At 33.0% G+C, this 12202-nt stretch carries 19 protein-coding genes; 5 read left to right on the plus strand and 14 right to left on the minus strand.

Annotated features, from left to right (window positions below; all coding sequences use genetic code 11):
* Window positions 1–115: 115 nt before the first annotated feature.
* Together BBG48_RS07660 and BBG48_RS07665 are read right to left on the minus strand one after the other, a co-directional pair.
* Complete coding sequence (locus BBG48_RS07660; protein WP_068913879.1) at window positions 116–541, minus strand: type II secretion system protein; 426 nt, start codon at window positions 539–541, stop codon at window positions 116–118.
* A 208-nt stretch (window positions 542–749) separates the two neighbouring features.
* Window positions 750–1586, minus strand: a complete 837-nt coding sequence (locus BBG48_RS07665; RefSeq protein ID WP_068913878.1) for a peptidoglycan recognition protein family protein — start codon at window positions 1584–1586, stop codon at window positions 750–752.
* 337 nt (window positions 1587–1923) lie between these two features.
* Here BBG48_RS07665 and BBG48_RS07670 point away from each other — a divergent pair, with 337 nt between their 5' ends.
* The 4 genes from BBG48_RS07670 to BBG48_RS07685 all read left to right on the plus strand — a co-directional run bounded on the left by BBG48_RS07670 (window position 1924) and on the right by BBG48_RS07685 (window position 3742).
* On the plus strand, window positions 1924–2451 hold the full coding sequence (locus BBG48_RS07670) for a sigma-70 family RNA polymerase sigma factor (RefSeq protein ID WP_068913877.1): 528 nt from the start codon (window positions 1924–1926) through the stop codon (window positions 2449–2451).
* 145 nt (window positions 2452–2596) lie between these two features.
* The gene (locus BBG48_RS07675) at window positions 2597–2752 is read left to right on the plus strand and encodes a YvrJ family protein (protein WP_068913876.1); all 156 of its coding nucleotides are present in this window, start codon (window positions 2597–2599) and stop codon (window positions 2750–2752) included.
* A gap of 313 nt (window positions 2753–3065) precedes the next feature.
* On the plus strand, window positions 3066–3278 hold the full coding sequence (locus BBG48_RS07680) for a DUF1659 domain-containing protein (protein ID WP_068913875.1): 213 nt from the start codon (window positions 3066–3068) through the stop codon (window positions 3276–3278).
* Between the two features lie 245 nt (window positions 3279–3523).
* The gene (locus BBG48_RS07685; protein WP_068913874.1) at window positions 3524–3742 is read left to right on the plus strand and encodes a DUF2922 domain-containing protein; all 219 of its coding nucleotides are present in this window, start codon (window positions 3524–3526) and stop codon (window positions 3740–3742) included.
* 66 nt (window positions 3743–3808) lie between these two features.
* On the opposite strand, the gene BBG48_RS07690 is transcribed toward BBG48_RS07685, so the two are convergent.
* The 4 genes from BBG48_RS07690 to rpsF all read right to left on the minus strand — a co-directional run bounded on the left by BBG48_RS07690 (window position 3809) and on the right by rpsF (window position 6172).
* A complete protein-coding gene (locus BBG48_RS07690; protein ID WP_068913873.1) occupies window positions 3809–4834 on the minus strand; it encodes a PDDEXK nuclease domain-containing protein in 1026 nt (341 codons plus the stop codon).
* A 301-nt stretch (window positions 4835–5135) separates the two neighbouring features.
* Window positions 5136–5390: a 30S ribosomal protein S18 gene (gene rpsR, locus BBG48_RS07695; RefSeq protein WP_068913872.1), complete on the minus strand. Its 255-nt coding sequence runs from the start codon at window positions 5388–5390 to the stop codon at window positions 5136–5138.
* A 26-nt stretch (window positions 5391–5416) separates the two neighbouring features.
* Window positions 5417–5875, minus strand: coding sequence for a single-stranded DNA-binding protein (locus BBG48_RS07700; RefSeq protein ID WP_068913871.1), 459 nt, complete (start codon window positions 5873–5875; stop codon window positions 5417–5419).
* Window positions 5876–5884: 9 nt separating this feature from the next.
* Window positions 5885–6172, minus strand: coding sequence for a 30S ribosomal protein S6 (gene rpsF / locus BBG48_RS07705; protein WP_068913870.1), 288 nt, complete (start codon window positions 6170–6172; stop codon window positions 5885–5887).
* Between the two features lie 247 nt (window positions 6173–6419).
* Here rpsF and BBG48_RS07710 point away from each other — a divergent pair, with 247 nt between their 5' ends.
* Entirely contained in the window at window positions 6420–6992 is a 573-nt protein-coding gene (locus BBG48_RS07710; RefSeq protein ID WP_068913869.1) for a zinc dependent phospholipase C family protein, read from the plus strand.
* Window positions 6993–7044: 52 nt separating this feature from the next.
* On the opposite strand, the gene BBG48_RS07715 is transcribed toward BBG48_RS07710, so the two are convergent.
* From BBG48_RS07715 to fliW, 8 genes are all read right to left on the minus strand, one after another.
* A complete protein-coding gene (locus BBG48_RS07715) occupies window positions 7045–7833 on the minus strand; it encodes a TrmH family RNA methyltransferase (protein WP_068913868.1) in 789 nt (262 codons plus the stop codon).
* The gene (tpx, locus tag BBG48_RS07720) at window positions 7826–8344 is read right to left on the minus strand and encodes a thiol peroxidase (protein ID WP_068913867.1); all 519 of its coding nucleotides are present in this window, start codon (window positions 8342–8344) and stop codon (window positions 7826–7828) included. Before tpx ends, BBG48_RS07715 begins: the two co-directional genes overlap by 8 nt.
* 249 nt (window positions 8345–8593) lie before the next feature.
* The gene (brnQ, locus tag BBG48_RS07725) at window positions 8594–9853 is read right to left on the minus strand and encodes a branched-chain amino acid transport system II carrier protein (protein ID WP_068913866.1); all 1260 of its coding nucleotides are present in this window, start codon (window positions 9851–9853) and stop codon (window positions 8594–8596) included.
* A 9-nt stretch (window positions 9854–9862) separates the two neighbouring features.
* Window positions 9863–10420, minus strand: a complete 558-nt coding sequence (locus BBG48_RS07730; RefSeq protein ID WP_243446767.1) for a lytic transglycosylase domain-containing protein — start codon at window positions 10418–10420, stop codon at window positions 9863–9865.
* A gap of 4 nt (window positions 10421–10424) precedes the next feature.
* Complete coding sequence (gene coaE, locus BBG48_RS07735) at window positions 10425–11015, minus strand: dephospho-CoA kinase (RefSeq protein ID WP_068913864.1); 591 nt, start codon at window positions 11013–11015, stop codon at window positions 10425–10427.
* Window positions 11016–11022: 7 nt separating this feature from the next.
* Window positions 11023–11457, minus strand: coding sequence for a MaoC/PaaZ C-terminal domain-containing protein (locus BBG48_RS07740; RefSeq protein WP_068913863.1), 435 nt, complete (start codon window positions 11455–11457; stop codon window positions 11023–11025).
* 62 nt (window positions 11458–11519) lie between these two features.
* Window positions 11520–11768, minus strand: coding sequence for a carbon storage regulator (locus BBG48_RS07745; protein ID WP_068913862.1), 249 nt, complete (start codon window positions 11766–11768; stop codon window positions 11520–11522).
* Window positions 11769–11770: 2 nt separating this feature from the next.
* Window positions 11771–12196, minus strand: a complete 426-nt coding sequence (gene fliW / locus BBG48_RS07750) for a flagellar assembly protein FliW (protein WP_068913861.1) — start codon at window positions 12194–12196, stop codon at window positions 11771–11773.
* Between the last annotated feature and the right edge of the window lie 6 nt (window positions 12197–12202).

The following is a 12202-nucleotide window of genomic DNA, read 5'->3' on the forward strand; positions in this document are numbered from 1 at the left end:
TTATAAAAGTGTGTCAGCGACTAAGTCAACATATTTATCCCATTGTCCTTGTACCATATATAAGCACAAAAAACGCACCCGTGGGTGCGTTTTTTACATTAAAATTATTATTCATTTACTTAGCAAATGATAGTTTAACTCCGCCAATGTCATCTTTATCAGTTGGAGCAGTTCTTTTTATTTGTCCACTAGAATCTACTTCGAGTACGTAGTCAACTGCATCCACTTTTAATGTGCAGGTGATTTTATCATCTGCTGCTGTATATGTTGCAGAATTTGGTTTGTCCTTAATAGTTTTAAGAAATTCTTCTATATTTTTATTTGTTTTAGTGTTAATATTACCACCAGTTGCAGCCACTTCTTGCACTACCTGAGATGCCAATGTTCTTACGTTTCCTTCAAAGGTTCTTATTGTAGCACCTTTTGTTTGGCTGGTAAACTTAGGTATAGCTAATAACATAAGTATAGCAATGATTGCAACAACAACTAGCAATTCAACTAGCGTAAAGCCTTTTTTCTTTCTTAACATTAAGTTTTTCATAATTCCCTCCAAAATAAATTAAATTTAGTTATGTCTAATATAACCGACAAATAGGTCATAATAATTATGCCTGCATGTCTAGTCATTATATCACCGATTTTTCATTTTGTCTACACAATTCCCGCTATTTTTTTACTACTTACACTAATTATTTGCTATAGCTTTGTCGTAACTATACAAATTTACTGTAGTTTACAGGTAAGTCAAATTACTTAGCTTTTGTGCTTAGTGTGATTATATTTTTTTGCTTGTCAAAGTCTACTCCTATATATTTGCCCGTCATATCTCTAAGTCTGACATACACAAACCCGTCAACGTTTATCATGTCTGCGTCCTTGTATTCATCGTTGATATATAGGTCAAATTTGTCCTTGGCTTTTTTTATTTGGTCAGATAAGTAATTTTTATAGTCTTGCTCCTTACATTTTATTTTATCGTCAGTTTTGTCAAATACATTAATATTTTTGTCCATATTTATATTATTTTTATGGGAGTGTATTATCCTTTGTCTTATCGTATCCATGGATATACCTGCGTAGTTTAATAAATGCTCAGGGTCTGAGTGATTGGTAGCATATCCTTGCAAATAAGCCTCGTGATGTGATAGTATACTGCCACTTTTTGACGGGTCAATGGATAAAATATTGCACAAATATACAATGTATTCGATAGCTGTATTTAGTGTGCCGGCGATAAATGCCTTACTTCTTATCGGGTCTATGTCTATAAAGCTATTTGACGAAGTGTATTTTATAGTGTTTGGCTCACACATTTCTATGCCTATATGGCTACTGTTGTAGCTACCTCTACTGCCCAGTCCGCAGTGCCATGCCTTATAGTCAAGCGGCAGGGTCTGATATACTACCCCTGCTCCCACAAAGGCGTGGACGCATTTTTGCAGGTTTGGCTTGTCAAAGCTTTTGCAAAATACTGTCGGCTCTTCTTGGCTACAGCCTACTGAATGAAGTATTATGCCTTTTGGTGTAATTTTTTTTGCTAATTTGTAGCAGTCGTTGTTTTTTAGATAGTAATTAATTATTTTCATATTTGCTCCTTGTTTTAATTTTTCAGAAGTTAAACTACACTACTTGATTGAAATTTTATGCGTGAGTTATATTGCTGTATTAATTGAAATATTTTTTATGTTATTAAAATTTCAATCTTTAATATTAATATCACTAAAATCACAAAAAGGTATACAAAATAAAAAAAATAATTTACTTGACTAAAAATAATTTCGTAATTATAATCTTGATAGAAGTTAAACTACTAAACAGCTAACAGTTGTTATCTACAAACCACTCTTGATATTTGGCGGGTGTATAGGTGTGGCTATACACACCGCCAAATATTGAGCCATTTTATTTTAGTAAAGGAGCATAATGAATAATTACGAACGTATTGAAGAGCTTGTAGTGATATTTTTTGAGGGCGATGAATGTGAAAAATCTGATGCCTTGGAGCAAATTATTGAGGCTTTTAGACCTCTTATTGTGAAGCTATGTTTTAGGTATTTTAACAGGTTTGATGAGGATATTTACCAAGAGGCTGTAGTGTGGCTAATAGAGCGTACTTTGGACTATGACTACAAGAGCTACAACAAGTTTGCAGGATATGTGAAATATTATTTGGATATATTTTTTAAAAGACAGATTAATAAAAATAAATATGTAGCTTATGCTGAATATGATGAGAGTCTTGCTGATAATGCGTGTTTTGAGGATAGCTATGACTTTGAGCTACAAAGTATTTTACAATATTTGCCCTATAAAATGTACTATATAGTCAAACAACACGTTATAAACGGTAAATCATTGAAGGAGGTCGCAAAAAGTCTTGACATCTCCTATCCTTATGCCAAAAAGCTGAAAAAAGAGGCACTTTGCAAGCTAAAAGCTGAGCTTGCATGATAACAATGGCTAAATTAATTTAATTTGTGATAAAGCATTATAATTTTTGGCAAACAGGCGAACTAAAAAAAGCCCCTACGGCTAAATTTTAAATTATTGTATTTTATTTCATATATTTTCATTATTAAAAGGGGGATAGTATATTATGCAATACTCAGATGTTGTAGCTCTTGTGGGTAATGTCGGTTTTCCGATAGCTGTCACTGTCTATGTGCTGACTAGGCTAGAGGCTAAGATGGAAAATCTCAACCAAAGTATCACGGAGCTTGCACACGCAATCAAAGAGCAAAGGGCTGATTAAAAGTAAGGGGTGAACTAAGTTAAACCCGAACATGGTTTCGGGAAAGCTAGGTTCACTCCTACTTTTTTTGTCAAAAAAATTTTTGGCAAGCTAGGCAAAGCTGATATATTTTTATTTTGTGAACAAAATTTTATGGCTGGCGATGTTTAGTTTGAACATGGTTCGCCTATTTTTTTGTGATAAAAATTTTTATAGTAAAATTTTTGTATCCCTTTTGCACATCAATATCGATATTATTAGTGTAAACACACAAAAGCAAGTCTCGCCGGCAAAGCTGCTTTAATTTATTTATTTTAAAAAAAGGAGAAAATCTATGCAAGCTACTGTAAAATCAAGAGCAATGAAATTTAAGTATGAAGATGGTGTAACCTCTGCAGGTAAGCCAAAATATTCTTACAACACTATCAACAACCTAGCTACTGATGCGACAGACGACAAAATATTCGCCATGCTACCTCTAATGGGTGCTATACAGAGCACACCATCTACCGAGATAGATGTGGTACAAGTCACTACTATAAAATAATTGTTGAGCAATTTATAGTAACTTACTTTGAAAATTATAGTATAAATATTGAAAAGAAATTTATGCTACTACCTTATGCAAAATTTTTTACAATGAAAACTAATACTACACTTTCTTATGTAAGTTAGTATTATAGTAAAATTCGCTAATCCTTGATACTTGAGGGCCAACGCAGGAAAGCCCCTATATTTGGATTTTAAAATGTCATAATCGGTATTAAATTTATTTAAAAAAAGGAGAAAACTATGGAAAATACTCTTAAACTAAAATATGAGCTTTCAAACAGCAAGAACAAGATAGTTAGCATAGCTAACGCCAAACAGGATGCCGGTGACGATGAGGTAAAAACTCTTGGCACTTATCTAATACAAAATAATATGCTTGAAGTAAACGGTGCAAAGCTGGTCACTCTTAAAGAGGCTACTGTAGTATCTGTCACTGAAAGACAAATAAATCTTCAATAGTCTTTTAAAAGCTCAAAAAAGCCTGATTTCATGAAAATGAAATCAGGCTTTTTTTATTGCGTATTTCTATTCGTTGTCAAATATTTTTAATTTTTCTACTATCTCACTTGGCTGCGGCAACATATTTTTCATATCATCAGGCAATGTATTTCTTAACTGATATGTCGCCACTCCAATGGGAGCATTCGTACGTCTTAAAGCATATTCCACAAATGTTTTATCTTTACTCTTACATATAATTATCCCGATTGATGGGTTTTCATCAGGCAACTTAACTTTTTCATCTAAAACTTCTAAATACAGCTGCATTTTCCCTGCATATTCCGCCTCAAAATCTCCTATTTTAAGTTCTATAGCTACTAAACTTTTTAATCTTCTGTGAAATAGCAGCAAGTCAATATATAAGTCCTTTGTTCCCGCTTTTATATGATACTGATTGCCTACAAAAGTAAAATCTCCTCCCATTTCAATCAAAAAGGTTCTTATATTATTCATAAGCTGAATTTCTAGTTCGTGTTCAGTATATTCAGGGGATAACTCAGCAAAATCAAATGTATATTCATCTTTTATCGCCAGCTTTGCTTGATTTCTTCTTTCTTCAGGAAGTGTCAAGTCAAAATTATTTTGATTTGTTAGATACTTTTCGTAAGTTTTAACCTCTATAAAATTAGTCAATATCCTTTTAGTCCATCCATATCTTTTTGTCATTTGGATATAAAATTCTCTTTCTAAATCATCTTTACATTTTTCCATAATAACAATATTATTAGACCAACTAATTTCTCGCACCAGTGGTGCGAGTTTTTCACACTTACAATAATTCAAATAGAATGTTCTCATTCTCCATAGGTTTCCTGCTGAATACCCTTTTGCTCCCGGGAATTCTTTTTGCAACTCTTTTGATAGTACTTCTACAACAGATTTGCCCCAACCTTTTTCTTCTTGCTTGTTATATATTTCTTTTCCTATATCCCAATATAAATTTATCGTTTCAGAGTTTATTTTTTTAATGACATTGTATTGTTTTTTATGAATTATAGATTTTACATCATTTACAAGAGTTGTATAATTTTGTGTTTCTAAGTTATTCACTTTTTATTTCTCCAATTCTCGCACCAGTGGTGCGAGTTTTACAATATAAAATTTACTTTATTATATATAATTTAACTTACAGCTTGTAAGCTAATTTATTTATCAAAATCAAAAATGTCTAATCGTGGTAATTATAGCAAAGTTATAGTAGTTTTTCTATAATTCATTTTTACTATATGTACATTACGTAGTTGTCTAGGAGAGCTAACTGCTTTTACCAGTTAGCTCTCCTACTTACCAAGCACGCACTCAAAAAAGCCTGATTTCATGAAAATGAAATCAGGCTTTTTATTTGTCTTGACTACTGTACTGTGTAAGGTATTAATGCTAGAGTTCTAGCTCTTTTTATAGCTATTGTAAGCTTTCTTTGAGCTTTGGCAGATGTGCCGGTTACTCTTCTTGGTAGTATTTTACCTCTTTCAGAGATAAATTTCTTTAGTAGCACTACGTCTTTATAGTCAATTTGGTTGATTTTATCTCCCAAAAATGGGTCTACTTTTTTTCTTCTTTTTCTAAAATTGTTGTTTGAGTTTGCTGTATTTTTTTGAAATGCCATTAGTGCACCTCCTTCATCCTTTAATCTTAAAATGGTACATCGTCATCGCTTAAAGCTCTATAGCCTTCGGAGTCGAGTCCTTCTTCAGGCATAAATACATCATCAGATGCTATGTCTGTATCATTTCTTTGGTAGGTCTGAGATTGCGGTCTTTGTCCTTTATCTGACCATTCCAAGAACTGCACATCGTCTGCTATTATTGATACGCTATACCTTTTTATACCATCTTTATCTGTATAGTTATCGTTTTGTATCCTACCTCTGACTGCTGTCAGTCTGCCTTTTGCTAGATATTGTGCACAAGTTTCAGCTCTTTTTCCAAAGATTGTGACGTTAAAAAAGTCTGCTGTGACTGCATTTGGGTCTTCTTTTTTAGCAAATGGTCTGTCTACTGCTAATCCAAACCTTGTGACTGCCATGCCGCTTTGTGCATATCTGAGCTCCGGGTCTCTTGTCAATCTTCCTATTAGAATAACGTTATTCATCGTTTCCTCCTAATTGTTATCGACATTAACGATTAAGTGGCGGATAACTTGGTCCATGATTTTAAGATTTCTGTCAAGCTCTTTTGGTATGTCTGCACCAGCGTTAAATTTAACTAGTACATAGTATCCATCTGTAAGCTTTTGGATTTCATAAGCAAGTTTTTTATTACCCCAAACGTCGATGGACTCAATATTTCCATTAGTTTCTATTATTTCTTTGATTTTGTTAGCTACTTTTTCTTTTGTTTCGTCATCAGTAGCTGTTTTAAGAATGTAAACTAATTCATATTTATTCATCGTTTCACCTCCTTCGGACATAAGGCTCTTTTTTCAAGAGCAGAAGTTTTTCGACCTGTTGGTCTTTAATACAACGATTTATTGTATCATTTTTTTTATATTTTAGCAAGTTTAATTTTTTAGTTTATCCTGTTATTTTTTTAAGTTTGTAGTATAATAGTTAACAGGCAGTTTTTATTTCTAATGATAAAATTTTTTTGGTCGATAAATTATTTGTATAGTTTTTATTTAATGGAAGGCTTATTAGATGATAGTTCCTACACACCGCTTGATTGCTCATTATGTTTATAATTATATACAACTAAAGGCTGGTATAAGTTTAGACAAAAAATGGTTTACTTTTGGCAATGTATTGCCTGATGTTAATCCTTATTATATAAAAAGAAAGCATTTTTACTGTGTTTCGTTTGATTATGTGATTTCGCTTATTAATTCTCTTGAAAATGATATGGACAGGATTAGTATGAAGGAGTTTAGTCTGCGTCTTGGCATAATTTCTCACTATGTTTCTGATTTTTTTTGTTATCCTCACAATGATAGGGCGTACTTTAAGGGCAGATTAAAGGAGCATATGCAATATGAATATAAATTGCATGGTAGCTTTAGCTCAATTGCCAAGTGGCATATATGCGATACTTCTTTTTATGATTTAGATGAAACTCAAATCATAAATAGCTTTAGAAAAATATATCTTCAAGAGGGTATGTGCATTAAAAATGACATTAAATTCACTCTTGATGCTGTGTCAGCTATAGGTCTGTCATTATCTGAGGCGTATGTAGAAGGTTTGGATACGGCAGTTGGTATTGCTCACATTTAGGTATATAATTTTAAAGACTTGTTATCTTTTTGGTAACAAGTCTTTTTTTAAATTACAGGCTTAATTTATCTTTCATCATTTCAAATATCAATATTCCTGCTGCAACTGATGCGTTTAGTGACTCAGCTACTTTATTATCCATTGGTATTTTTATTTTCTTATCGGATATGGCTATTACCTCGTCAGATATCCCGTTTGCCTCTGAGCCTATTACTAGTGCTATTTTTTCGTCTGTAAAGCTGTCTTTATAAGGTGCACTGCCCTCTAGGGAGCTGGAGTAAATTTTATATCCCATTTCATGTAAGGTTTTTATATTGTCTATAATCTGCATATTGGCAAAATATAGCGAACCCATGGCTGACCTGACTACTTTTGGCGAATATATGTCTACTGTGCCTTTGGTATAGTAGATTGTACTTATTCCTCCTGCTAGTGCTGTCCTAATGATAGTGCCAAGATTGCCGGGATCGTTTAGGTGGTCTAAAAATAGTACTCTATCAGCATTTTCATTTTCTTTAGAAAAATTCACTTCGCTTGGCATTTCATAAACTGCAAGTATTCCTTGGGAGTTTACTGTATCTTTTAGTGTGTCAAATATTTCTTCTGTGACTTGGTAGATTTTTTGCTCGCCAAGCTGAGCTGTTATTTTTTGCAAAAATCCCAGCTCTTTAAAATTTTCTCTTACTATTAGATATTTTATTATGTAATTTGATGATAGGGATAAATCTATGTTTTTTATCCCCTCATCAAAAAATAATCTGTACTGATATCTATATTTTTTTTCTTTTAATTTTTTTATTAATTTTATTACGTTGTTTTGTTTTGATGCGATTTTATTCATTTTCTAATTCTTTAGCTACTTCCAAGGCTTTTTCAAAATTTACTTCATTTGTAACTTCCGGTACATATTCTACATATCTTATTTTATCATTTTTATCTATAATTACAATACCTCTTGCAAGGAGCATATTTTCTTTCATGATAAAGCCGTATTTTTCGCCAAATGCTCTGTCTTTATAGTCAGATGCCACTAGTATATTTTCTATGTCGTTTGCTCCGCAAAATCTACCTTGTGCAAATGGTAAATCCATTGAGATTGTTATTATTTGTAAGTCTTTGATTTTTGATGCGTCTTCGTTAAATTTTCTTGTTTGTAGTGAGCATACGCTGGTATCAAGTGATGGCACTATTGATATTAGTCTGATTTTGCCTGATGTTTCGCTAAGTTTAAATTCTGATAAATCTTGTTTTACAAGTGTAAATTCAGGTGCTTTTTCTCCTACTTTTGTTTCGTCACCTATTAATGTTACCGGATTTGATGCAAATGTTACTACGTTTTTTCTTTCGTTCATGATAGACTCCTCTTAATTTATTTTTTTAATTTAAATACTTTTTTAGTATTGTATTGAAGTATAAATTTGCTTTTGCTTTTTTAAAATACCCTTATTCTTTATATTATAATCTAACATTATGTAAAAAAATAGCAAATATCTTTTTATGCAAAATCCAGTAAACAAATTAAAATATTTTTTTAAATTCAGGCAAGCAAAGTTCGCCCCTACGGATTTTATATTGTATAAGATATTCGCTATTTAATTATATTATTCAGTCGCCTTTGGTGATATGAAATATCCTATAATTCCGCCAATTACTGCTATAGGTATCCAGCCAAAGCCATTTGAAAACATTGGGTAAAAGCTTTCTACCATTTTTACCGTATCTGCCGGTAAAAATACTACTAGGGCTGAAAATACTAGTGTTGGTAAGGCAGAAAGTGAGTAGACCATGTTCCTTTTTACTCCAAATACATTTAGTAGCATAAGTATTATTGCTACAGGATAGACTACAGAAAGTATCGGTCCTGATATTGCGACTATCTTGTCAACTCCGTTTAGGGCAAAATAAAAGCTTATGACGTTTATTATTAAAACCAACGCTTTATAGTTTAGCTTGCCCTTACTCAAATCTCTAAAGTATAATGCTGCTGTCGTTGTAAGTCCTACTGATGTGGTAAGACAGGCAAGAGATATAATCATAGCTAATATTATGATGCCGAAATTGCCTAGTATAGCTTGAGATGCCGATATCAACAGCTGTGTTCTTGAAATATCGTTAGGATATACTGTGCTTGCTGTAGCACCTATGTGTGATAAGCCTACATAGATTAACGCTAAGCAGCAGCCTGCTATCACTCCTGTGAGTGAGGATAATTTTATTGCTTGATTTCCGACATAGCCTTTTTCATTGATTGATTTTATGATTGTAAAGGCAAACATGATTGCAGCTATGGCATCCATTGTCTGATAGCCCTCAACGAAGCCTCCTATGAAGCCCTTTGGGGTTTCAGTTACTACTATATCGCCTATTGGTGAAACAAAGCCTTTTACTATTAAAATTATCAATGATATTAATAATACCGGTGTAAGTATCGCTCCTAGCTTGTCTATAACTGAGTTTTCATTTAGTGAGAAGAATATTGTTACTATGAAAAATATGCCAAGTCCTACATAATTAACTAGTCCGGGTGCAACTGTATTTTGCAGCACTTCGTATGTTAATGCTCCTGTCTTTGGTATTGCAAGTAGTGGTCCAATCATTATCATTATTACTGCACCAAGAAGGGTTGCAAAGCCGGGAGCAACTTTTCCGGCAAAATTTTCAAAGGACTTTGCTTTTGATATTGCCACTATGCCAAGTATTGGCAGTCCTGCGCCTGTGATTACGAACCCTAATGTTGATATTAAATATTCTTTACCTGATATTAATCCTAAAAATGGTGGGAATATTACGTTTCCCGCTCCAAAAAACATTGAAAATAACGCAAAAGATACTACTAGTACGTCTCTTGTTGTTTTATTCATCTTCACTCCTTAATTGTGTTGTAGTTTTTTATGATATATTTCTTTGGTTTTCATGACCTTGTCTAAATATATGGCGGTTTCGCCAAAGGGGATATTCCATGTGCTGTAGTTAGCGTCTTGCGGTAGATACCCACTGTTTATCCAGCTTGCCACATTTTCAGGTCCGGCGTTATATGCCATTACTGCATATCTTATGTCGCCAAATCTTTGCGTTAAATGTGATAAAAGCCATGTACCTATTTGAATATTAGTCTTTTTGTCAAAGATATCATCATTATTTAATACTATACTTTTTTTTGCAAACTCATAGGACGTATCCATTATCTGCATAAGCCCCTTTGCCTGTGCATTTGACTCAGCGTAAGGGTTAAAATCCGACTCATTTTTTATAATTGCATATATAAGTGCTCTATCTACATTGTACTGCCTAGAATACTTGTCTACATATTCTTTGTATCTGATTGGATATGTATAGTCATTTACTTTGTCAGACAAAAAATAATTTGCCGCAAAAAGTAGGACTATCACTAGGACTATAAGCTTTAGTAAGCCGATTATTATTTTCAAAGCCTTAATTTCCTTTATCTATTCTCAATAAGAACTCATCAATTTTCAATTTTAATTGGACTAAGTCCTCATTGTTATATATTACTACATCTGATTTTTCTATTCTTTTTTCTATACCCATTTGTGAGGCTATAATTTTTCTTGCGGTAAAGATATCTATGCCATCTCTTTTGGTCAGCCTTTGTATTTGAATTTGTTCGTCAACAGCTATTAAAAGCACTAAATCACATTTTTTATCCAAGCCTGTCTCAAAAAGTAATGGTGCATCTAAAAAAACAATATGATAACTTTGACTTTCTTTTATTTTATTATCTATCTCGTCTAATATGATTGGGTGCAGGGTTTCATTTAAAAGCTGTAATTGATTTTTGTCCGAAAAAACTATTCCGGATAATTTTTTTCTATCTATATTATTTTCAGCATCAATGACTTGCGGAAAAAGCTCTAGGATAGCCTTATATCCTCTATTGCCTATATTTGTAACCTTATGGGAGATTTTATCTGCGTCTATAATCTTGTAGCCTTTTTGTATTAAATATTTGCTGACTGTAGTTTTTCCACTGGCTATCGTGCCTGTCAATCCGATTAATTTCATAATTTTACTATTGCTTTGCCTCTACTAAAGCCTTTGCTGACATATCTAAAACTTGTATACCTTTTTGATTGGTAACTAATAATTGATAATCTACTAGACCTGTCTTGCCGTTAGAATTTTTTTTAATACCTGTAATTGTAATTATACCTGATAGTACGTCTGCCGGATATACCGGTGCAAGCCATTTTGCATAATTAATCTGTGCCCCTGCAATCATGTGGGCTGCGTCTATGCCGGTTTTTACCCATTGAGCCCAGCAGGCGACTAAGGTGTGAAAGCCTGACGCAAAAATGCCATTAAACCTTGTGTTTTTGGCAGCCTCCTCGTCTAAATGGAAATATCTTGGGTCATATTTTGCCGCAAAATCTTTTATGTCCTCCAAGGTAAATTCGATAGGCTCAAGTATATATTTTTTCCCCGGTTCATACTCTTGCAAATACACCTTAGCTCCTCCGTCTACAAAATATCCTTAGCTCAGCTATGAGCTAAGGATACATAAGCTAACTAATCATTGTTTTTTGAAAGTAAGCCTTTTAATTTTTCCTTGTCGAAATCTATCATTTCTAGAGCACTCTTGTTTTCTTCTTTAGCTTCTTCTACTACTTCTTTTCTCATGATATGAACACTTTTTGGAGCGTCAATGGCTAACTTTACTCTGCCCTCAGATATGTCAGAGACTTTTATTTCAAACTCTGTACCGTCAGCAGTAGATATAATGATTGATTCTCCATATTTTCTTTTGAGAACTAGCATTATTATTCTCCCTCCCTATGATAAAATTCATATCTCATAGGATATTCGTCTCCAAGTATGATTTGCATTCCCTTGTTGTTTGCTCTGTTAAATATGATTGGAGCTTGAAGGTTTGTCCTGATTTTTTCTATATCATCAGGTATCACTACTGTGGTTCTGATAACTATATCTTGTTCAGAAGTAATGCCTAGTTTTTTCATAACATTATCAGGTATCTCAAATGAATAGTCAGGTTTTACAAAAAATGGATCCATAATAGCAAAGGCTATATTTTCATCAATACATTGTAGATACTGCAAAAATATATCTTCTTCTACAATGATGATATATCTTTTTAAATCTTCAAAGCCCAGCATACCTTCGTCTAATGTGAGTATATTTGACTCTTCTATATCCATCTCTCCATGGTATCTAGTAGATATTTTCATGTCTGC

Source organism: Criibacterium bergeronii (genome assembly GCF_001693775.2).
Classification (GTDB): domain Bacteria; phylum Bacillota; class Clostridia; order Peptostreptococcales; family Filifactoraceae; genus Peptoanaerobacter; species Peptoanaerobacter bergeronii.